Below are 22,213 nucleotides of genomic sequence, written 5' to 3'. Positions count from 1 at the left end.
GAGGGGCGGAGCACTATCTACGTTGCAGGCTCGTGGCCTAAGGATGGATACGACTTCCAGCCCCTCCCCCGATGATCAGTCGGGGACTATTACCCCTGTGGAGGTATTAGTCGAGATACAAGGATGGGTCGGGCGGCGTTCCGCGAGCGAAGCGAAACCCATCACCGCGATGCCAAAGGCACGCTCGACCACTCCCTGAACGCCCCCAGAAACGACCGCTCCTCCGAAATCGCTGCAGGAACCCCGACATCTGCCGACACGCCTTCTAGAGGCGCAACCGCGCGGGCACTGCTATTGCATAAGAAGAGCCTGCCGCGCCTCTGCCGTGTGCCGCCTTCCAGCTCGGGAATCGAGGAGTACCGAATGTCTCTGCTGCCTGACCGCATCTCCAGCCGCCTGACCCTGGGCGCGATCTTTCTCCTGCTGCTCACCGCACTCGCCGTCTTCGCCATCATGGTGTTCCGCGGCCAGCCGCGGGTGGTGGCGGAAAGCAACGCCCTGATCGAGCAGACGGGCAGCGCCATCGTCCGCCAGCTCGGCCTCAAGCTGGCCGGCATCGAAGGCCTGGCCGTCGGCATGGCGCACCTGGCCGAGGTCCTGCCCCGGGAAGAGGCGCTGTACCGCGACAACTTCCCCAACCTGATCGACAACGGCGGCGATGCGGCCATCGCCGGCGGCGGCATCTGGCCGGAGCCGAACGCCTTCGCCGACGGCACCGACCGCCGCAGCTTCTTCTGGGCCCGTGGCGCCGGTGGCGCGCTGGAATACTCCGACGACTACAACAAGCCCGACGGCCCCGGCTACCACAACGACGCCTGGTACACCGGCGCGCGCAGCGCAGCCGGCAATGCCTGCGTCTGGTCCGAGGCCTACCAGGACCCGGTGAGCAAGGTGCCCATGGTCACCTGCAGCGTGCCGTACAAGCTGCAGGGCCGCTTCGCCGGAGTCAGCACCATCGACCTGCGCCTCGACGACCTGGCCGCCTTCCTCCGCGACCAGGGCAAGGTCACCGGGGGCTACGCCTTCGCCCTCGACCCGGCCGGCAACATCCTGTTCTTCCCCCTGCCGGGCAGCGCCGCCGAAGCCAGCATGCAGAAGTTCGACGAACTCGCCGGTCGCGAGGCCTGGCTGGCGCCATTGGCTGAAGCCCGCCGCAAGCTCGGCTCCGGTGGCACCGCCGCCGTGACCCTGGATGACGACGCGGTGCTCGGCGAAGCCAGCCAGGCCAATCTCTTCGTCATGCCGCAAACCCACTGGACCGTCGGCCTGGTCACGCCCAGGGCACGGGTCACCGGGCTCGCCCAGGCGCTCACCTATGAACTGCTGGCCTTCCTCCTGCCTCTGCTCGGCCTGCTGCTGTTCTTCGTCTGGCTGGCCGGGCGCAAGATCCTCGAGCAACTGGGCGAGACCACCGCACAGATCGACGCACTCGGCAGCGGCCAGGGCCATGGCGGCGCACTGACCATCCTCCGCGACGACGAGATCGGCGGCCTGCGCCGTTCGGTCAACCAGTACGCCGGCCGGCTGCAGGGCATGCTCCAGGTGATCGCCGACGAATCCCGGCGCCTGCAGGACGAAGCCACCAGCCTGGGCCGCCTCAGCGGCGCCCTGCTCCAGCGCGCCGAACAGCAGCGCCAGGAGAACACCCAGCTGGCGGCGGCCATCACCGAGATGTCCTCCAGTGCCAACGAAGTGGCGCAGAACACCAACGACTGCGCCGACACCGCGCGACGCTCCCAGGCCGTGGTCAACGACGGCCAGCAGAAGGTCGCCTCCAACAGCCGCTCCATCCAGTCGCTGTCCAGCGAAATGGCGGCGGCCGCCACGGTGATCGCCCGCCTGGAGCAGGACAGCCAGCAGGTCGGCGCCGTGCTGGACGTGATCAAGGCCATCTCCGAGCAGACCAACCTGTTGGCCCTCAACGCCGCCATCGAGGCCGCGCGGGCCGGCGAGCAGGGGCGCGGCTTCGCCGTGGTGGCCGACGAGGTGCGCTCCCTGGCGGCCAAGACCCAGAGTTCGGCCAACGAGATCAGCGGCATGATCGCCAACCTGCAGCAGGCTTCGCGCCAGGCGGTACAGGCGATGCAGGCCGGCGAGGCACGCACCCGCCACGCAGTGGAGGAAGCCGAAGGCGCCGCCGCGGCGCTGTCGACCACGGTGCAGAGCTTCGACGACATTTCCCAGCGCGCCCAGCAGATCGCCGTCGCCGCCCAGGAACAGAGCCACGTGACCCAGGAAATCAACGAACTGGCGGTGCGCATCCACTCGGCCAGCGAGGAGAACGCCCGCGATGCCGTCGACCTCGACGCCCTCGGCCAGGCGATGCGCCAGTCGGCGACGCGCCTGGCGGAGCTGAGCCGGGGCCGCTGAAGGCCGCCATGCACGGAGGGGCGCCTGCGCCGGCGGGGCGCCCCTACTTAAGCGCCGATGCCGGTGGTAGGATTCGCGCCCCATGCGCATCCAAGACCTGCACGACCGCCTCGCCGCCCTCGGCGCCAAGCCCATCCACCAGGGCCGGGTGATACGCGCCTGGCTGCAGGGCAAGCCCCTCGACGCCTGCACCCTGCGCCAGCAGGCCCAGGACTTCTTGCCCATCAGCGTGCGCGAAGGCCTGCCGGCCCTGGCCGAGGAGCTGGACAACCTGGCGCGGCTGCGCTCGGAACACCCCGCCGCCGACGGTTCGGCGCGCCTCCTGGTAGGCCTGGCCGATGGCCAGATGGTCGAAAGCGTGCTGTTGCCGCGCGACGGCCTGTGCGTTTCCAGCCAGGTCGGCTGCGCCGTGGGCTGCGTGTTCTGCATGACCGGCAAGAGCGGCCTGCTGCGCCAGGTCGGCAGCCTGGAGATCGTCGCCCAGGTCGCACTGGCGCGACGCTATCGCAAGGTGAAGAAGGTGGTGTTCATGGGCATGGGCGAGCCGGCCCATAACCTCGACAACGTGCTGGAGGCCATCGACCTGCTGGGCACCGACGGCGGCATCGGCCACAAGAACCTGGTGTTCTCCACCGTGGGCGACCCGCGGGTGTTCGAGCGCCTGCCGCAGCAACGGGTGAAGCCGGCCCTGGCGCTGTCGCTGCACAGCAGCCGCGCCGAGCTGCGCGAGCGCCTGCTGCCCAAGGCCCCGCGCATCAGCCCCGAGGAACTGGTCGAGCTGGGCGAGGCCTACGCCCGCACCACCGACTACCCCATCCAGTACCAGTGGACGCTGCTCGCCGGCATCAACGACAGCCTGGAGGAAGCGGACGGCATCCTGCGCCTGCTCAAGGGCAAGTTCGCGGTGATGAACCTCATTCCCTACAACAGCCTGGAAGCCGACGACTACCAGCGCCCGGGCGGCGAACGCATCGTCGAACTGGTGCGCTACCTGCACAGCCGTGGCGTGCTGACCAAGGTGCGCAACTCCGCCGGCCAGGACATCGACGGAGGCTGCGGCCAACTGCGCGCCCGCGCCGGGACGCTCGATACCCGCCAGTTGCTGCATCGCGCACGTTGATCCGGGCAGCCTGCCGGGGGCGAGCTAAGCTTGTGCCCCACGGAGGTGCACCATGGACGACAGCAACGACGAAAACCAACGCCCCCTGACGTTCCGCGAGATGCTGCACAGCGTCGCGGCCGCCGCCTTCGGGGTACAGAGCGGCAAGAATCGCTCGCGCGACTTCAGCCGCGGCAAGCCCAGCCACTTCATCATCCTCGGGGTGCTCTTCACCCTGGTCTTCGCGCTGACGCTGTTCGGCGTGGTCAAGCTGGTGCTGCACCTCGCCGGGCTCTGACGCCCCGACCGACTGCATCGGGAGCCCTCACGCCTGACCAGGGTCGTCATCGATGCGCGCGCGCCGCATCCGTAGGGTGGCGTAGAGCGAAGCGAAACCCACGCGGTGGCCGTGGCAGGGCGCCGTGCTTGAGCTTGTTGAATCCGCAACAGCCAACACAGACGGAGCCCATGGTTACGGCCCGCAGCCCGCGCAGAACGGCGTCGCCCTGCGGGGTTCCGTGGCGGGCCGCCAGAGGGGGCGGCGGCGGGTCGGTTACTGGTGGCTGACCCAGAACACCGCGGTGGCCACCGCGATCAGGATCAGGCAGAAGATGGCGACGGCGTCGATGCCGCTGTCAGAACTGGATTGCTCGGTGTGATCGCTCATGGCATCCCCTTGTTGTGGTTATGGGCGCTACGTCCACGAGTTAAGACCAGGACCGACAACCTCTCAAGCCACCCCATCGACCTCGCACATCCCCAGGATGGCCCCGCGCCGGAAAAACATGAGCTGAGCAACAGAAATGCACATTGGACCGCCCGTGGCAGAGGCCTTGAACCGCCCCGATGAATTACCATCGGGCACCGCATCGCCAAGGACAGGTTCACCATGTTTCAGAAGCTGCTGGAAAAAATCGGCCTTTCCACCGCCTCCACCCCGGCCACGCCCTTTGCCAAGCACGTCGTCGAAAGCCTCGAGGTGCTCGACATCCTGGTGCCCGGCCTGGCCGAGCGCGCCGCCACCCACGTGCTCAGCGGCCAGGACGAAGGCGTCCTGCTCGACCTGCGCAAGGTGCCGGCCGAGGAGGCCGTCGTGCTCCTCGACATGCCCGCCACGCTGGGCTGGTGGCACCCCTCCGGCAACCTGCGCAACGACGCGCAGAAGCACAAGAAGCGCATCAACGCCGCCGTCAACGCCCGCGCCCGGCTCTATGTCGTAACCCCCGGGACCGACGTGCTCGCCCTCGCCCGCTTCGGCAAGGTGCTCGAAGCCGCTTGCCAGGGCGCCAACCTGGTGCGCGTCGCCAAGGTGCCCGACTGGCTCATCTACCTGGTGGTCGATGCCCTGCATACGACCCTGAAGAACCTCGGCAACAAGCACGGCGATGAATTGCGCAAGCACTGGAACCTCGACCTGCTGGTACGCCTGCTGGCGGTGGACGACCTGCCGGCCGACGACGCCCTGCTGCTGATCCTCGACCGCCGCGACCTCAACGAATACCACTGGCGCGACCTCGCCGGGCTGCCCAACCTGCCCGGCACCGGCGAATACCTGCTGCAGCACCCCTCCAGCACCCGCGCCCTGCCCTCGCGGCTGTCGGCGAGCGGTTGCCTGACCCTGGTGAAGCTGCTCGGCAGCCAGCGCACCCTCGCCGACGCCTACGCCGACGTACTGGTGCGCCTGGCAGTGAGCGCCGCCAAGAGCGTCCGCGCCGAAGCCGCGCCCCAGGTGGAGACACTGCCGCTGCAGGTCAAGCTCACCCACCTGCAGCAGCTGCTGGAAGCAGGCAACAACGCCGAACGCGCCCAGGCCGCCGACATGCTCGCCCGCGCAGGCGAAGAAGCCCGCCCCCTGCTGCAGGCCCGCCTGGAGGTGGAGAGCTCCAAGCCCGTGCAACAGGCACTGGCCAATGCCCTGGCACGCCTGGACAGCCAGACCCGCGCCCAGCAGGAAGAGCTGCCCGAGGCCGGCGACTTCGAGCGCTGCCCCGAAGTCCGGCTCGGCGATGCCGTCCTCCAGCTGCTGCGGCAGAACCTCGCCGAGCTGCTGGAGGAAAGCCGCCTCGCCGCCGAGGAGGAGGTGCGCCAGAACCTCGAGCACAAGCGCAAGTGGGACTGGCGGCAGAAGACCTACAAGTCGCTCCAGGCACTCGGCGAGTCCGACCTGCGTGACGCCCTGGAACGCCTCAACGGCGGCGCGCGCGGCAAGACCCCGGCCGGCATCGACGCGGTGCTGCAGTACAAGGGGCGCCTGGCCGCCAACGCCGAGGTCAACCTGCTGCATGTCCTCCGCGCCCCGAGCAACCGCCACTTCAACTGGTACCAGGTGGCCGACTGGCTGAAGGGCGACGCCCTGCAACGCCTGGACCTGCGCACCCTGGAAGACGCCTTGCAGCGCTGCGGCCACGACGACCCCGCCCGGGCCACGGCGGATATCTGCTTCGCCTGGAACTCGCCTCTCGGGCAGATCGACCCCGAGCGCGTCTGGCCCTTCTTCGCCGAGCACCCCGAATTTATCGAAGAGGCCTTCGGCCTGCGCCCCGCTCCGGGCCGCTACAGCTACAGCGTGGCCACCACGTTGACCCTGCTCGAGCAGTTCCCCGTCCTGCCGGTGCGCTTCATCCCCGTGCTGCTGGAGCTGGCCCTGGGCAGCAGCAAGACCAACCGCGCCGAAGCCCAGCAACTGCTGGAGACCCTGCCGGACATCGGCGACCGCGCCGTGGAAGCCCTGGCCTCGAGCAAGCAGGAGATCCGTACCCTGGCCGCCGAATGGCTGCAGCGCCTGGGCTACCGCGAGGCGATTCCCGCGCTGAAGGCGACCCTGGCCAAGGAAAAGCGCGAAACCGTGCGCGCCGCCCTGCTCACCACCCTGGAAAGCCTCGGCGAAGACATCTCCGGCCACCTGGCCCCGGACGTGCTGCTGGCCGAGGCGCACAAAGGCCTGCAGGCCAAGCCGCCCGCCAGCCTCGCCTGGCTCGACCTGGACCACCTGCCCGCCTGCCAGTGGCTCGACGGCACCCCGGTGGAGCCGGCCATCCTGCGCTGGTGGGTGATCCTCGCCTGCAAGCTCAAGGAGCCCGCCGGCAACGGCCTGCTCAACCGCTACCTGGAGCGCCTCGCCCCTGCCAGCCGCAACGCCCTGGGCAAGAGCCTGCTGCTGGCCTTCATCGCCCAGGACACCCGCAACCCGACCCTGGAAGAGGCCATCGCCTACGCCCAGGCCAATGTCGCGCGGCAGATGCAGAACTACCAGGCCTGGGCGAAGTACTCGCCCGAGTACGCCGACATCACCCAGGAACAGGCCTTCGAATCGCTCAAGCGCGAGCACCTGGGCACCTACCTGGGCAGCGCCATCGCCGACAAGGGCATCCTCGCCCTCACCTGGCACACCACCGGCCACGAGCAGGTGAGCCTGATCCAGGCCTACATGCGCGACCACTACCCGCGCCGCTCGCAGATCGAAGCCATGCTCAGCGCCGCCGCCAACAGCAACGAGCCGCTGGTGATCCAGTTGCTGCTGTCCATCGCCCGCCGCCACCGCACCGCCTCGGTACAGACACGCGCCCGCGAGCTGGTGGAGCAGATCGCCCAGCGCAACGGCTGGAGCGCCGACGAACTGGCCGACCGCACCATCCCCAGCGCCGGCTTCGACGAAAACGGCGTGCTCGCCCTGCAGTACGGCGAGCGCCTGTTCACCGCGCGCCTCGATGCCGCGCTCAAGCTGGAGCTGTGCAACCCCGAGGGCAAGGTGGTCAAGGCCCTGCCGGAGCCGCGCAAGAGCGACGACCCGGCGCTGATCAAGGAAGCCAAGACGCAGTTCTCCACCAGCAAGAAGGAGCTCAAGCAGGTGATCGACCTGCAGAGCCAGCGCCTCTACGAAGCCATGTGCGCGGCACGCCTGTGGCCCGTGGCGGAATGGCGCGAGTACCTGCAGCAGCACCCGATCATGCGCCACCTGCTGCAGCGCCTGGTCTGGGCCGAAGTGGGCGCCGAGGGTGCGACGCGCCTGTTCCGCCCCACCGAGGACGGCAGCCTGATCGACCTCGACGATGACGAGGTGGAGCTGGCCGACGGCAGCCTCGTGCGCCTCGCCCACGCCGCCCTGGTGGACGCCGAGACGGCCAAGGCCTGGGTCCGCCACTTCAAGGACTACAAGGTCAAGCCGCTGTTCGCGCAGATGTCGCGCCAGCTGCCGGAGATCAGCGCCGAAGCCGTCGCCGACCAGGAGAGCGGCAACGCCATCGGCGACCGCCTGGGCTGGCTGAGCGACACCTTCACCCTGCGCGGCACGCTGACCAAGCTCGGCTACCAGCGCGCGGCCGCCGAGGACGGAGGCTTCTTCGACCACTACTTCAAGGAATTCAACAGCCTGGGCCTGCGCGTGAACATCGGTTTCACCGGCAACTGCCTGCCGGAGGAGAACGTCCCCGCCGCGCTGACCCGGCTCTCCTTCGAGAAGATGGGCCGTCGCTGGTCCGGTGGCGACAGCCTGCCGCTGGCCGACATCCCGCCGGTCCTGCTCGCCGAAACCTATGCCGACTACCGCGCCGCCGCCGATGCCTGCGTCGGCTTCGATCCCCAGTGGGAGAAGAAGACCCCATGGTAAGCACCGTTCTCCGCCAGGCTGCGGAACAGCATTTCGCCGAGGAACTGCAACGCCTGGCCCAGGCCGACCAGCAGGCCGGCGCCGACCTGCCGCCCGGCTGGCTGCGCTCGCCGCGCTCGGTGCGACGCTTCATCCTCGGGGACGAGGCGCTCGGCGTCAGCCGCAAGTTCTACGGCGACGATGCCCTGGTGGACCGCGCCATCGTCACCCTGCTCGGCCGCCAGGGCCTGATGCTGGTGGGCGAACCGGGCACGGCCAAGTCGATGCTCTCCGAGCTGCTCGCCGCCGCCATCAGCGGTGACTCGATGCTCACCATCCAGGGCACCGCCGGCACCACCGAAGACCACATCAAGTACTCCTGGAACTACGCCCTGCTGCTGGCCGAGGGCCCGACCCCGCGCGCCCTGGTGGGCTCGCCGCTGCACCAGGGGATGAGCCAGGGCAAGCTGGTGCGCTTCGAGGAGATCACCCGCTGCCCGCCGGAGATCCAGGACGTGCTGATCTCCCTGCTCTCGGAAAAGCAGATGATGATCCCCGAGCTGGGCGAGACCGGGCGGTTGCACGCCCGCCCCGGCTTCAACCTGATCGCCACCGCCAACCTGCGCGACCGGGGCGTGCACGAGATGTCCGCCGCCCTCAAGCGCCGCTTCAACTTCGAGACGGTGCGCCCCATCGCCGACGGCGAGTTCGAGGTGGAGCTGGTGATGCGCCAGCTGCTGCGGGAGCTGGGCGAGGAGGCCGGCAAGGTGGTGGTCGAGCGCGACGTCATCGGCCTGCTGGTCACCGTGTTCCAGGAGCTGCGCGGCGGCACCACCCGCGAGGGCACCGCGATCAAGGCCCCGGACGCGGTCATGTCCACCGCCGAGGCGGTCAGCGTGGCCTACGCCGCCGCGCTGGAGGCCCGCTACCTCGGCGACGGCCGCCTGGGCCCGGCCGAGCTGGCGCGGCAGCTGCTCGGCGTGGTGTTCAAGGACAACCGCGACGACGCCAAGCGCCTGCGCCATTACCTGGACAGCGTGGTGCGCGAACGCGCCCGCCGTGACGGCCAGTGGAAGCACTTCTTCGACGCCAGCAAGGGCCTGTTGGACTGACCCATGCCGCCCGAATCGAGCCCCGCCGCCGATCCGCGCCTGCCCGCGCGGCTGCAGGCCGCCGAGCGCAACCGCCAGGCGCTGGCCGCGGCCGGCGTGCACTTCGCACCGCTGCGCCACCACAGCCCGGCCTGTGCCTACGCCCTGCGCGCGCAGCTGGACGAACTGCGCCCGGCGGCGGTGCTGATCGAAGGGCCGGCCGACTTCGACGCCCTGATCCCCGACCTGCTCGACCCGCGCAGCCGCCCGCCCCTGGCGATCCTCTCCCAGCACCGCAGCGGCGCCACGGCGGACGCGCCGCCGCGCTCGGCGTTCTTCCCCTTCTGCGACTACTCGCCGGAATGGCAGGCCCTGCGCGAAGGTCATCGCCTCGGCGCACGGCTGGCCTTCATCGACCTGCCCTGGGCCCGCCAGGTGGCCGTGGAGGAAGACCCGCAGCAGAGCCGCAGCCTGATGGCCGAGCGCTACCTGGCCCACAGCGCCTACCTCGCGGCGCTGGCCCGCGAAGCCCATTGCCGTGACCACGACGAGCTCTGGGAGCACCTGTTCGAGCTGCGCAGCCACGGTGCCCTGCAGGACTGGCGCAGGCTGTTCGGCGATGCCTTCGCCTGGTGCTCCATGGCGCGCCTCGACTACGAGGACGACGTGCTCGCCGCCGAGGGTTCCCTGCCCCGCGAGGCGCACATGCTCGCCTGCATCCGCGACTGGCGGGCGCGTTGCGACGGCCCCCTGCTGGTGGTCACCGGCGGTTTCCACACCCTGGCCCTGGTCGAGGCCCTGGCCAGCGACAGCCCGCCGGCGCCGACACCCGCCGCCGACGGCGAGAGCCAGGCCTGGCTGATCCGCTACAGCTTCGACCGCCTCGACGCCCTCAACGGCTACGCCTCGGGCATGCCCTCGCCGGCCTACCACCAGCGGGTCTGGGAGGCATTGCTGGAAGACCCGGCCGACGCCCTGGCGCGCCAACGCATCGCCGCGCGCATCCTCGGCGCCATCGCCGCCGAAACCCGCGAGCGGCGGTTGGCCGACGCCCTGTCCTTCGCCAGCATCAGCCAGGCCGCGCAACAGGCCGCCGGCCTCGCCGCCCTGCGCCAGCACCCCGGGCCGGGGCGCTACGACCTGCTCGACGCCATCCATTCCTGCTTCGTCAAGGGCAGCCTGGACGACGGCCAGGCCGCCTTCCTCGACGCCGTGAAGAACCAGCTGGGCGGCAACCGCCTCGGCGACATCCCCCCGTCGAGCCTGGCCCCCCCGTTGGTGGAAGAAGCCCGGCGCCTGGCCCTGGGCCACCACCTCGACCTCAGCGACAGCCTCCAGCGCCGCGCCCGGCTGGACCTCTACCGCAAGCCCCGGCACCGCGCGCGAAGCCGCTTCCTGCACCTGATGGCCTACCTGGACAGCGGCTTCGCCCGCCACCAGGGCGGCCCGGACTTCGTCAACGGCACCGGGCTGGACCTGCTCTTCGAGGAGTGGGACTACGCCTGGTCACCGGTGGTCGAGGCCCGCCTGATCGAACGCTCCGAACTGGGCAGCAGCCTGCGTGAAGTCGCCATCCGCCGCCTGCTGGATGAAGAGCAGGCGCTGCAGGCCAGCGGCCAGGGCCGCAGTGCCAGCCGCGCTGCGCAACTGCTCGCCCGAGCCGGGTCGATCGGCCTCGGCGAGCAACTGCCACGGCTGTTCGACCGCCTGGCCGAGCACCTGGACGAAGACCCGGAGCTGGCCTCCGTGGTGACCTGCGGCCAGCGCCTGCTGCACCTCTGGCGCGGCCGCGAACTGCTCGGCCTGGACGAGTACCCGCAACTCCCGGCGCTGCTGCAACGCATCCTCCCCGCCGCCCTGTTCCTGCTACCCGGCCTCGCCACCTGTGAAGCCGAACGCGAAAGCGCCGCCACCGACGCCCTGCTCGGGCTGCGCGAGTTCCTCCACCTGGGCGGCAGCCAGGCCGGCCTGGCCCTGCACGAGGCAGCGCTCCACGAGACGCTCGACCGCCTGCAGGCGGTGGCCCCCGCCGGCATCGCCGGGGCGCTCGACGCGCTGCGGTTCATCGACGGGCGCAGCAGCGAGGAGCAACTGGCCGAAGCCCTGCAACGGCGCTTCGGCACCGGCGCCGACAGCGAAGGCGCGGTGCGCTACCTGAACGGGCTGCTGCAGGCCGCACCGGAACTGATCCTGCGGGTGGATGACCTGGCCCACCGGCTCAACGCCCTGGTGGCGGACTGGGACGAGGCCACCTTCGTCCGTCACCTGCCGGACCTGCGCCTCGCCTTCACCCGCCTCAAGCCCCGCGAAACCGGGCGCCTGGCCGACCACCTGGCGCAGCTGAACGGCATCACCGGGGCCGCACTCGACAGCGCCCACCACGAACTCGACAGCCACGACCTGCTCGCCGGCGCCGCCCTGCAGCTGGCGCTCAAGCGCTCGCTGGAGCGCGACGGGCTGCTGGCCTGGGCCCAGGAGCCTCACCATGAGTGACCTCGAAGCGGCGCGGCGCTGGCGCCTGATCCTCGGCCGCTACGCCGACCGCGCGCTGCATGAAGCGAAGTTCGACGCCGCCGATGCGCGCCTGGAGAAGACCCTCGATTACCTCTACAACCGCGAATACCAGCGCCGCGGCCACGTCCAGGGCGGGCGCGGCGGCTCGCTGGACGACAGCCAGCTGACCGCCCTGAACTGGCTGGAACAGGCGCGCACGCTGTTCCCCCGTTCGACGTTCGAGCGCCTGCAGGTGCAGGCCATCGAGCGCTACGAAATCAGCGCGCTGCTCACCGATCCCGCCAGCCTGGCCACCCTCGAACCCAGCCCGGCGCTGGCCAAGGCCCTGCTCGGCGTGCGCGGGCGCCTGGGCGCGGAAACCCGCGATGCCGTACGCCAGCTGATCACCCGCGTGGTGGAGGAGATCCTCCAGCGCCTGCGCAACCGCTTCACCAACGCCCTGCACGGGCGACGCAACCGCTTCCGCCGCTCGCTGGTGAAGAACGCGCAGAACTTCGACTGGCGCGCCACCATCGCCGCCAACCTCAAGCACTACGACCCGCAGCGCAAACGCCTGCTGATCGAATCGCCGCGCTTCAACGCCCGCGTACGCCGGCAACTGCCCTGGGACATCATCCTCTGCGTCGACCAGAGCGCCTCGATGCTCGACTCGGTGATGTACAGCGCCATCTGCGCCAGCATTCTCGCCAGCCTGCCCAGCGTGCGCGTGCGCCTGGTGCTGTTCGACACCCAGGTCGTGGACCTCAGCCACCTGGCCCACGACCCGGTGGAAGTGCTGCTGACCGTGCAACTGGGCGGCGGCACCGATATCGGCAAGGCCATGCGCTACTGCGAGCAACTGGTGGAGAACCCGCAGCGCACCGTGCTCACCCTGATCAGCGACTTCGAGGAAGGCGCCGCCGTGGGCCCGCTGCTGGCCTGCGTGGCACGCCTCAACGAAGCGCGGGTCAGGCTGCTGGGCCTCGCCGCCCTGGATGACGGCGCCCAGCCGGTCTACGACCCGGCCATGGGGCAGCGCCTCGCCGACCGCGGCATGCAGATCGCCGCGCTGACCCCGGAGCACTTCGCCCAGTGGTTGGCCGAGGTGATGCAATGAGCGCCTGGCAGGACCGCTACCGCAGCTACGACGATGCCGCGCTGGAGGTGCTGGCCAACGCCGGCCTGCTGCGCCGCGCCACCAAGGACGTGGAGGCCGGCAAGCTGCGCTGGCTGGAGAACGACGAGCGGGGCGGCCTGGTGGAAGCCGATGGCCAACAGGTGCGCCTGGATGCCACCGGCATCGACGCGGTGCGCTGCACCTGCCCCGCCAACGGCTGCTGCAAGCACATCCTCGCGGCCGTGATCTGGCTGCGTGAACACCCCACGGCACCCGCCGGCGAAGAAGCGCCGGCAGAAGATGCCGACATCGCGCTGCGCGAGGCTCTGGCGCTGGAGCCGCAACAGCTGCAGAAGCAGGCCGGCAAGGCGGCCACGCGCAAGGCCCGGCAATGGCTGGGGGAGCTGGGCGAGGCCCGCCACCAGAGCCACGGCCGGCGCCTGGTCATCCACCTGCCGGCGCTGGCCTGCGAGGTCATTTACCTCGCCGGAGGCGGCTTCGACGGCATGCTTTCGGAGGGCCGGGAAAACGAACGCAAGGCCCTGCACCTGGCTGCACTGGCGCTGCTGTTCCAGGGACAGGGCCAGCCCTGGGACTGGCCGGCCGACAGCGACGCGCCAGCGCCCGACCCCGTGCAACTGAGCCCGGCGGAGCGCGACCTGCTCACCAGCCTCCATGCGCTGCTGCAGGAACTGCTGCGCCAGGGGCTGTCCCACGCCAGCCAGGCCAGCGCCGTGCAGTTGCGCATGCTCAACCTGTCCGCCCGTACCGAGGGGCTGCCGCGTCTCGCCGCCCAACTGCGCACCCTGGGCGGGCAGATCGGCCGCCTTGCCGACCGCGATGACCACATTGGCGAACGCGAGGTCCTGGTGCAGATGGCCCAGGTACACGCCCTGGCAACCGCCCTGCAACAGGCCGATTCCCAACGCCTGCCCGCGCTGCGTGGCCGTCTGCGTCGCGATTACCAGGCGGGCGCCACGCTCGACCTGCTGCCCCTGGGCGGGCATTGGTGGACCACGCCCGGCGGCGCGCGCGGCCTGACCCTGGCGTTCTGGGACCTGGAGGAAGGTGAAGTGCGCGAAGCCAGCCTGGCACGCCCGGACAACAGCGACCCGGGCTTTCGCCGCGAATCGGCCTGGAGCCAGCAGGCGTTGTGGAAATCCACGCCGCAGCTGCTGTGCCGGTCGCCGCTGCGCCTCCTCTCGCCCCGCCAGGCCGATGACGGCCGCCTGGCCAGCCATGGCGATACCCGCAGCGAAGCCCAGCCGCACTGGGCGGGTCACGACCCGCGCCTCGGCACCCTGGGCATCGGGCGCTGGAGCACGCTGCGCGAACATCTGGAGGACAGCGCCGCGCTCAGCGCCGAGGCCCCGACCAGCCTGCTGCTGCGCCCGACCCGCTGCCACGAGGCGGTGCTCGACGAGGTGCGCCAGGCGCTTTGCTGGACGCTGGAGGACGACCAGGGCGAGGCCATCACCCTGGAGCTGCCCTGCACGGCGGAGCGTCGCGATCGCCTGGACAACCTGGAGCGCGCCCAGAAGGCCCGCGACGACATCCGCGCGGTGCTGGTGCGCCCCTGGGTGGATGGCCGGCGCCGCACCCTGGAGCCCCTGGCCCTGCTGATCGCCGACAACGGTGAATTGCGCTGCCTGTCACTGGATTTCGAATCGGTGATCCGGGGTGGCCTCAGCCTCAACCGGCGGCTGTTCGAGCGCATCCAGCGCCTGCTCGACCGCCAGCGCCCCACCGCCATCGCTCCGCAAGCGCCCAGCCTGGCCACGCGCCTGGTGGAGCCGGCGCTGGACGTGCTGGAGTCCCTCGCCAGTTGCGGGCGCCAGCAGCTGTCCCGGCACCAGCGCGAGGTGCTCCAGCAGCAGGAAACACTGGCCCGCGCCGCGGGTGTCGACCTGCTCGCCCAGCACCTGCGGGGATTGCGCGAGCCCGCCGAAGTGCACCCGCACGCGCTGCTGGCCAGCAGCCATCTGATGGTCCGGCTGCTGGCCCTGGGCTAGGGCCGGCGACGGCTGGAACCACCAGTCGAGAACCATTCCCGCCTGGGTCCCAGCGGGCGCGCAGCGTGGTTATGCTCGGTGCCTCGCTTATGCATTCCAGTTCTTTACATATACTCAAACATCACTTTTGCGCATAAACCTGAACTGGTATCTTCCCCCGGCTCCGACAGGAGTGCGCGGCCGTGCGCGCAGAAAAGCTGTAAGCAGCCTGACAACAGGACATTTCATGTACGTATACGACGAGTACGATCAACGGATCGTCGAGGACCGCGTCAAGCAGTTCCGCGATCAGACCCGCCGCTACCTGGCCGGGGAACTCTCAGGCGAGGAGTTCCGCCCCCTGCGCCTGCAGAACGGCCTGTATATCCAGCGCTACGCGCCGATGCTGCGCGTGGCGGTGCCTTATGGCCTGCTCTCCTCCACCCAGGTACGCAAGCTGGCGCAGATCGCTCGCGACTACGACAAGGGCTACGCCCACATCAGCACCCGCCAGAACGTCCAGTTCAACTGGCCGGAGCTGGAAGACGTGCCGGAAATCCTCGCCGAGCTGGCCACCGTGCAGATGCACGCGATCCAGACCAGCGGCAACTGCATCCGCAACACCACCACCGACCAGTTCGCCGGCGTCGCCCATGACGAGCTGGTGGACCCGCGCCCCTGGTGCGAGATCATCCGCCAGTGGTCCACCTTCCACCCCGAGTTCTCGCACCTGCCGCGCAAGTTCAAGATCGCCGTCAACGGCGCCGTGAGCGACCGCGCCGCCATCGAAGTGCATGACATCGGCCTGGAAGCGGTGAAGAACGAAGCCGGCGAGCTGGGCTTCCGCGTCTCCGTCGGCGGCGGCCTGGGCCGTACCCCGATCGTCGGCAGCTTCATCAACGAATTCCTGCCCTGGCAGCACCTGCTGAGCTACCTGGACGCCATCCTGCGCGTGTACAACCGCTACGGCCGCCGGGACAACAAGTACAAGGCGCGCATCAAGATCCTGGTCAAGGCGCTGACCCCCGAGGTGTTCGCCGAGCGCGTCAACGCCGAGTGGGCGCATCTGAAGGACGGCCCGACCACCCTGACCGAGGCGGAAGTCGAGCGCGTGTCCAGGCACTTCGTCGACCCGGCCTACAAGGCCCTGGACGACCAGAGCGCCGCCCTCGCCCAGCTCGACGCCGAGCACCCGGGCTTCGCCCGCTGGCGCCAGCGCAACGTGATCGCCCACAAGCGCCCCGGCTACGCCGCCGTGACCCTGTCGCTCAAGCCCACCGGCGTCGCCCCCGGCGACATCACCGACAAGCAGCTGGATGCCGTCGCCGACCTGGCCGACCGCTACGCCTTCGGTGAAGTGCGCAACAGCCACAACCAGAACATCATCCTCGCCGACGTCGAGCAGGCCCAGCTGTTCACCCTCTGGAACGAGCTGCGCGAGCAGGGCTTCGCCACGCCGAACGTCGGCCTGCTGACCGACATCATCTGCTGCCCGGGCGGCGACTTCTGCTCCCTGGCCAACGCCAAGTCGATCCCGGTGGCCGAAGCCATCCAGCGTCGCTTCGATGACCTGGACTACCTGTTCGACATCGGCAACCTGGACCTGAACATCTCCGGCTGCATGAACGCCTGCGGCCACCACCACGTGGGCCACATTGGCATCCTCGGCGTGGACAAGAAGGGCCAGGAGTTCTACCAGGTGTCCCTCGGCGGCAGCGCCGGCCGCGACACCAGCCTGGCGCAGATCCTCGGCCCGTCCTTCGCCCAGGAAGCCATGCCCGACGTGATCGAGAAGATAATCGACGTCTACGTGGAGAAGCGCACCGAGGAAGAACAGTTCCTCGACACCTATCGCCGCATCGGCATCGACCCCTTCAAGGAGCGCGTTTATGCAGCGAATCATTAAGAACAACCAGGTCATCGACGAGACCTGGCACCTGCTGGACAAGGACGCGACCCTCGACGGCCTGTCCAACTGCGACGACCTGATCGTGCCGCTGTCCCTGTGGCGTGATCACGCCCATGCGCTGAAGGCCCGCGACGGTGGCCTCGGCGTCTGGCTGGACGCGGACGAGGAGATCGAGGAGATCGCCGACCAACTGGACAATTTCAAGGTCATCGCCCTGAACTTCCCGGCCTTCACCGACGGTCGCCATTCCTCCACCGCCTACCTGCTGCGCGAGCGCTATGGCTACAAGGGTGAAGTACGCGCCATCGGCGACGTGCTGCGCGACCAGCTGTTCGCCCTCAAGCGCTGCGGCTTCGATGCCTTCGCCCTGCGCGCGGACAAGGACCCCTACGACGCGCTCAAGGCCTTCGAGGACTACTCCGAGGTCTACCAGGCGTCCAGCGACCAGCCCCTGCCGCTGTTCCGCCGCCGCTCGGCCTGAGCCGCGCCACCCTGAAAAAGCCCCGCACCTGCGGGGCTTTTTCTTGGGCACGAACCGGCCAACGTAGCCTTGGGCTTCAGCCCGGGACGCACGCCGTTTCACGGGGCGGATCATGTGCCAGTCCAGGCATCGCTTGGTGGATGAAAAGAGCGTCATCCACCCCGGTCGACATCGGGGTTCGAGTTGGGTGCAGTTTCGTAGGTTGGCGCCGAGCGCAGCGAGGCCCAACGGAGCGATTCCCGGCCTCGCGATGTTGGGCTTCGTACCTCAGCCCAACCTACGGATCACCGAACGCTCTTTCAGGCGCGCACGCTTTCCCAGGCCACCTGGGCCAGCAGGTCGCGGCAGTCGGCGAGGCTCGTGCGGGTGCGGCCGGCCAGCCAGTTGCGGGCGAAGTCGTGGGTGGGGCCGATCACCACAGAGGCGAAGCAATCTTCCGGCAGGGCCCGTAGCGCGCCGGCTTCACGGTACGCCTGCAACGCCGCGAGGATGCGCGCGTGGTGTTCGCGGTTGGCTTCGCGCAACTGGTCGCCCACCTCCCCCGCCTCCACCCGCGAGCGGCTGTGCAGGACGAAGCGCGCCCAATCGGGGTTGGCCACCACCCAGTCGATATAGGCGGTGACCAGCAGCTTCACGCAGGCCTCGGCATCGGCGGCCTTGGCGAGCCCTTCCTGCAGCAGCGCGGCGTACTGGCCGACCCCGGCGAGGTAGAGCGCGCCGATGATGCGCTCCTTGTTGCCGAAGTGGTGGTAGAGGCTACCGATGCTGGCGCCGGAGCGGTCGCGGATCATCTCGATGGTGGTGGCGTCCACGCCTTCCTCGGTGAAGCACCGGAGGGCGGCCTGGAGGATGTCGTCTTTGCGCGAGGAACGAGCCATGGAACTCCCGGTGAAATGACTAGAATATAATTCTAGAATTCTTTTCTAATATTCGTATACTGCTGCGGCGCGCGCTCATCTTCAATCCACTCACGAGAGAATCGGAACCCATGAGCCAGATGTTGCAGATGTTCCAGCAGGCCGGTGCAGCGCAGTTCAGCGCGATGATCGGCCAGGTCGCCCCCTACTTCGCCAGCATCGCCCCGCAGTTCGTCGAGCTGCGCGCGGGCTACGCCGAAATCACCTTTCCCAAGCGTCGCGAGGTGCTCAATCACATCGGCACCGTGCACGCCATCGCCCTGTGCAACGCCGCCGAACTGGTGGCCGGCACCATGACCGACGCCTCCATCCCTGCCGGCACCCGCTGGATTCCTCGCGGCATGACGGTGGAATACCTGGCCAAGGCCAATGGCGATGTGCGCGCCGTGGCCGATGGCAGCGCGGTGGACTGGTCGGTGCTGGGCGACGTCAAGGTGCCGGTGATGGCCTATGTCGGCGACACCGCCGTGCTGCGCGCCGAGATCACCATGTACCTGAGCAAGGCGTGAAAGCGCAGAGGCCCGGATCGCTCCGGGCCTCTTTCATTCACTGCCAGAAGCGCTGCTGGCTGAGGCGACCCCACCCGTTCAGCAACACCCGGTCGACGGCTGCGCTGGCGGCCAGGCCGAAGCGCTCCTGCAGGCTCTTCTTCTCGATGAAGTTGAGCAGGAACAGGTCGGCCTCGCGGGCGCGCTCGGCCAGGTACTCGTCGCTGGTCTTGAGCTCATCCACCAGGCGCTTTTCCAGTGCGGCCATGCCCAGCCAGACCTCGCCGGTGGCCACTTCGTCGATGGCCAGTTGCGGGCGGTAGCGGGCGACGAAGTTCTTGAACAGCTCGTGGGTGGTTTCCAGGTCTTCCTGGAATTTCTCCCGGCCCTTCTCGGTGTTCTCGCCGAACACGGTGAGGGTGCGCTTGTACTCGCCGGCGGTGAGCACCTCGAAGTCGACGTCGTGCTTCTTCAGCAGGCGGTGCACGTTGGGCAGCTGCGCCACCACGCCGATGGAGCCGAGGATGGCGAAGGGCGCGGAGAGCACCTTGTCGCCGATGCAGGCCATCATGTAGCCGCCGCTGGCAGCGACCTTGTCGACGCACACGGTCAGCGGGATGCCCGCCTGGCGGATGCGCGCCAGCTGCGAGGAGGCCAGGCCGTAGCTGTGCACCATGCCGCCGCCGCTTTCCAGGCGCAGCACCACTTCGTCAGCGGGGGTGGCCAGGGTCAGCAGCGCGGTGATCTCGTGGCGCATCTGCTCGGCGGCCGAAGCCTTGATATCGCCATCGAAGTCGAGGACGAAGACCCGCGGCTTCTGCTCGCCGGCCTTCTTCGCCGCCTTGGCGGCCTTGGCCTCTTCCTTGCGCTGGGCCTTGATGCGGTCCTTGTCCAGCAGCGAGTGCTCCAGGCGCTCGCGCAGGCCTTTATAGAAATCGTTGAGCTTGGTCACCGCCAGCTGGCCACCGCCCCCGCGACGCCCTCTCCCGCGCACGGCGGCTATCGCCACCAGGACGACCAGGATGGCCACCACCAGCGTTATCGTCTTGGCGAGAAAGCTCGCGTAATCGGCTAAGAACTCCACAACACCCCCTTTGGGATCGACTGACGCCCGCTGTGGCAGGCGCGAAACCGGCCAAGCATACCCGCCCCAATCGGTCATCCACCAGAGACGGAAAAACCGCTTAATAAATAGCGGGAATGCATTCAAACAAGCGTATGTTTTTTCGTTGACAGCCCCAGAGCTTCCCCATAACCTCGCGAAACTTTCAACGTCCCGGGACGGCAGCGTACGTGGGCAGCATCTACCTGATCCGACATGGCCAGGCTTCATTCGGCGCCGATAACTACGACGTGCTCTCCGCCGTCGGAGTTCGCCAGGCCGAAGTCCTCGGCGACCATCTCGCCGGCCTCGGACTGAACCTCGACCGTTGCGTCGCCGGCAGCCTGCAGCGCCAGCAGCACACCGCCGAAGCCGCGCTCTCGCGCCTGCGTGCCGCCGGCCTCGCCGCCCCCGCCGTGGACACCGACCCGGCCTTCAACGAATTCGACGCGGACGCCGTGATCCGTGCGCTGCTGCCCAGCCTGCTGGAGCAGGAGCCCGAAGCCCTGCACATCATGCGCAACGCCCCGCAGAACCGCGCCGAGTTCCAGCGCCTGTTCTCCAAGCTGGTGCTGCGCTGGGTGGCGGGCGACTACGACAACGCCGAGCTGCAGAGCTGGCAGGCCTTCCACGACCAGGTCGCGGGCGGGCTGGAACGAGTGCTGCAACACGCCGAAAGCAAACAGAACATCGCGGTCTTCACCTCCGGCGGTACCATCACCGCCCTGCTCCATCATGTGGCCGGCGTGCCGGCGGACCGCGCATTCGAACTCAACTGGCAGATCGTCAATACTTCGCTCTCGCGCCTCAAGTTCCGTGGCAGCGAAGTGGCGCTAGCTTCCTTCAACAGTCATGTGCATCTGGAACTGTTGAGGGCGCCGGAATTCATCACCTACCGATGAGCCCGGCCCACTGCGGCTCTCGGGCCGCTAGAAAAACCTGAAAAATAAAGGATAGAACCATGACCACAGTTGCTGACATCGTCAAAAACATGCAGTCCAAGTTCAACGCCGGTGCCGCCGCTGGCCTGGACCTGGTATTCCAGTTCAACATCGAAGATGGCGACAACCACTACCTGGTCGTCAAGGACGGCACCTGCGACGTACAGCAAGGCGACGCCCCGAACCCGAACGTCACCCTGATCATGAGCACCGAGACCCTGGTCGGCATCATGACCGGTGAAACCGACGGCATGCAGGCCTTCATGGGCGGCAAGCTGCGCGCCGAAGGCGACATGATGCTCGCCATGAAGCTCGGCGAGCTCTTCCCGGTCTAAGCTTTCGAGCTGGCCAGGAACAAAGGAAACCGGAGTCCCAGGGCTCCGGTTTTTTTTCGCCCGGCGCAGGTGAATCCGGGCTAATCAGGCAGTTTGATTGTGCTGCAACACGCCTGCCTATAACGGCCCTTCGCGCTTGTGACGCCCTCGGGGCGGCATTAGATTAGCGAATAATCTCGGGCCCTCATCATAAGTAGAAGGGATAAGCATGACGCTTACTGATCAGTCCACCCGCATCCGCGAAGGCGAAGAGCTCGACGCCGCAGCCATCGATCCTTACCTCAAGGCCAATATCCCCGGCCTGACCGGCACGCCGCGCATCAGCCAGTTCCCCGGCGGCGCCTCGAACCTGACCTACCTGCTGGAGTACCCGGAGCGCGAGTTCGTCCTGCGCCGGCCGCCCTTCGGCCACAAGGCCAAGTCCGCGCACGACATGGGCCGCGAATTCCGCATCCTCAACCAGCTCAACGACGGCTTCCCCTACTGCCCGAAAGCCTACGTGCACTGCACCGACGAGTCGGTGATCGGCGCCGAGTTCTATGTGATGGACCGGGTCAAGGGCGTGATCCTGCGGGCCGACGTGCCGGCCGAGCTGAACCTCGACGAAGCCAAGACCCGCGAGCTGTGCAAGAACTTCATCGACAAGTTCGTCGAGCTGCACAACGTCGACTACAACGCCTGCGGCCTGGGCGACCTGGGCAAGCCGGAAGGCTACGTGCAGCGCCAGATCGGTGGCTGGAGCGACCGCTACGAGAAGGCCCTGACGCCCGACGCGCCCACCTGGGAGCCGGTCAAGGCCTGGCTGCGCGACAAGATGCCGGCCGACCACCACAAGCCGGCGATCGTGCACAACGACTACCGCTTCGACAACGTGATCCTCGACCCGGCCAACCCGATGAGCATCATCGGTGTGCTCGACTGGGAGCTGACCACCATCGGCGACCCGCTGATGGACCTGGGCAACACCCTCGCCTACTGGATCGAGGCCGCCGACCCGGCACCGGTGCAGCTGATGCGCCGCCAGCCGAGCCACCTGCCCGGCATGCTGACCCGCCAGGCGTTCGCCGACTACTACGCCGAGCGCGCCGGCCTGCCGCCGATCAGCAACCTCGACTTCTACTACACCTACGGCCTGTTCCGCCTGGCCGGCATCGTGCAGCAGATCTACTACCGCTTCTTCCACGGCCAGACCCAGGACAAGCGCTTCGCACAGTTCATCCACATGAACAAGCTGCTGGAGCAGATGAGCCTGCAGGTCATCGGCAAATCACGGCTGTAACACGGCTCACAACAA

Annotated in this window: 16 protein-coding genes and 1 pseudogene; 15 read left to right on the top strand and 2 right to left on the bottom strand. The window is 68.5% G+C overall.

Features of this window, described 5'->3' with window-relative positions; translation table 11 throughout:
• Positions 1-123: 123 nt before the first annotated feature.
• The 11 genes and pseudogenes from HSX14_RS31580 to HSX14_RS10355 form a co-directional block, all read left to right on the top strand.
• Positions 124-921: pseudogene (locus HSX14_RS31580) on the top strand (cache domain-containing protein); the annotation flags it as partial.
• Complete coding sequence (locus HSX14_RS10400; RefSeq protein WP_420803757.1) at positions 898-2,370, top strand: methyl-accepting chemotaxis protein; 1,473 nt, start codon at positions 898-900, stop codon at positions 2,368-2,370. The pseudogene HSX14_RS31580 and the gene HSX14_RS10400, both read left to right, overlap by 24 nt.
• Before the next feature lie 82 nt (positions 2,371-2,452).
• Positions 2,453-3,490, top strand: coding sequence for an RNA methyltransferase (locus HSX14_RS10395; protein WP_173178786.1), 1,038 nt, complete (start codon positions 2,453-2,455; stop codon positions 3,488-3,490).
• Between the two features lie 52 nt (positions 3,491-3,542).
• Positions 3,543-3,767 (top strand): DUF2970 domain-containing protein, encoded by a 225-nt coding sequence (locus HSX14_RS10390; RefSeq protein ID WP_111261356.1) that lies wholly within the window; start codon positions 3,543-3,545, stop codon positions 3,765-3,767.
• Positions 3,768-4,358: 591 nt separating this feature from the next.
• The gene (locus tag HSX14_RS10385) at positions 4,359-8,075 is read left to right on the top strand and encodes a DUF4132 domain-containing protein (protein ID WP_173178787.1); all 3,717 of its coding nucleotides are present in this window, start codon (positions 4,359-4,361) and stop codon (positions 8,073-8,075) included.
• Entirely contained in the window at positions 8,069-9,166 is a 1,098-nt protein-coding gene (locus HSX14_RS10380; protein WP_111261354.1) for an AAA family ATPase, read from the top strand. Before HSX14_RS10385 ends, HSX14_RS10380 begins: the two co-directional genes overlap by 7 nt.
• 3 nt (positions 9,167-9,169) lie before the next feature.
• Entirely contained in the window at positions 9,170-11,638 is a 2,469-nt protein-coding gene (locus HSX14_RS10375) for a DUF5682 family protein (RefSeq protein WP_197970216.1), read from the top strand.
• A complete protein-coding gene (locus HSX14_RS10370; RefSeq protein ID WP_173178788.1) occupies positions 11,631-12,755 on the top strand; it encodes a VWA domain-containing protein in 1,125 nt (374 codons plus the stop codon). The genes HSX14_RS10375 and HSX14_RS10370 overlap by 8 nt, the downstream gene beginning before the upstream one ends.
• Complete coding sequence (locus HSX14_RS10365; RefSeq protein WP_173178789.1) at positions 12,752-14,767, top strand: SWIM zinc finger family protein; 2,016 nt, start codon at positions 12,752-12,754, stop codon at positions 14,765-14,767. The genes HSX14_RS10370 and HSX14_RS10365 overlap by 4 nt, the downstream gene beginning before the upstream one ends.
• 226 nt (positions 14,768-14,993) lie before the next feature.
• Positions 14,994-16,652: a nitrite/sulfite reductase gene (locus HSX14_RS10360; RefSeq protein ID WP_173178790.1), complete on the top strand. Its 1,659-nt coding sequence runs from the start codon at positions 14,994-14,996 to the stop codon at positions 16,650-16,652.
• On the top strand, positions 16,636-17,136 hold the full coding sequence (locus HSX14_RS10355) for a DUF934 domain-containing protein (RefSeq protein ID WP_111261350.1): 501 nt from the start codon (positions 16,636-16,638) through the stop codon (positions 17,134-17,136). Before HSX14_RS10360 ends, HSX14_RS10355 begins: the two co-directional genes overlap by 17 nt.
• 299 nt (positions 17,137-17,435) lie before the next feature.
• Here the strand turns inward: HSX14_RS10355 and HSX14_RS10350 are convergent, their stop codons facing one another.
• Entirely contained in the window at positions 17,436-18,014 is a 579-nt protein-coding gene (locus HSX14_RS10350) for a TetR/AcrR family transcriptional regulator (protein ID WP_173178791.1), read from the bottom strand.
• A 110-nt stretch (positions 18,015-18,124) separates the two neighbouring features.
• On the opposite strand from HSX14_RS10350, the gene HSX14_RS10345 reads away from it, so the two are divergent.
• The gene (locus HSX14_RS10345; RefSeq protein ID WP_173178792.1) at positions 18,125-18,562 is read left to right on the top strand and encodes a hotdog fold domain-containing protein; all 438 of its coding nucleotides are present in this window, start codon (positions 18,125-18,127) and stop codon (positions 18,560-18,562) included.
• Positions 18,563-18,599: 37 nt separating this feature from the next.
• Here HSX14_RS10345 and sohB read toward each other — a convergent pair whose 3' ends face one another.
• Entirely contained in the window at positions 18,600-19,625 is a 1,026-nt protein-coding gene (gene sohB / locus HSX14_RS10340) for a protease SohB (RefSeq protein WP_173178793.1), read from the bottom strand.
• A 209-nt stretch (positions 19,626-19,834) separates the two neighbouring features.
• Here sohB and HSX14_RS10335 point away from each other — a divergent pair, with 209 nt between their 5' ends.
• The 3 genes from HSX14_RS10335 (at position 19,835) to HSX14_RS10325 (ending at position 22,198) form a co-directional block, all read left to right on the top strand.
• Positions 19,835-20,545, top strand: coding sequence for a histidine phosphatase family protein (locus HSX14_RS10335; RefSeq protein WP_173178794.1), 711 nt, complete (start codon positions 19,835-19,837; stop codon positions 20,543-20,545).
• Positions 20,546-20,604: 59 nt separating this feature from the next.
• On the top strand, positions 20,605-20,919 hold the full coding sequence (locus tag HSX14_RS10330; protein WP_021221784.1) for an SCP2 sterol-binding domain-containing protein: 315 nt from the start codon (positions 20,605-20,607) through the stop codon (positions 20,917-20,919).
• 208 nt (positions 20,920-21,127) lie between these two features.
• Complete coding sequence (locus tag HSX14_RS10325) at positions 21,128-22,198, top strand: phosphotransferase family protein (RefSeq protein WP_173178795.1); 1,071 nt, start codon at positions 21,128-21,130, stop codon at positions 22,196-22,198.
• Positions 22,199-22,213: the final 15 nt, after the last annotated feature.

It is taken from the genome of Pseudomonas tohonis (assembly GCF_012767755.2).
GTDB lineage: Bacteria > Pseudomonadota > Gammaproteobacteria > Pseudomonadales > Pseudomonadaceae > Metapseudomonas > Metapseudomonas tohonis.
The sequence above is the reverse complement of the archived record's forward strand: the minus strand, read 5'-3'. Positions and strand labels throughout refer to the sequence as shown.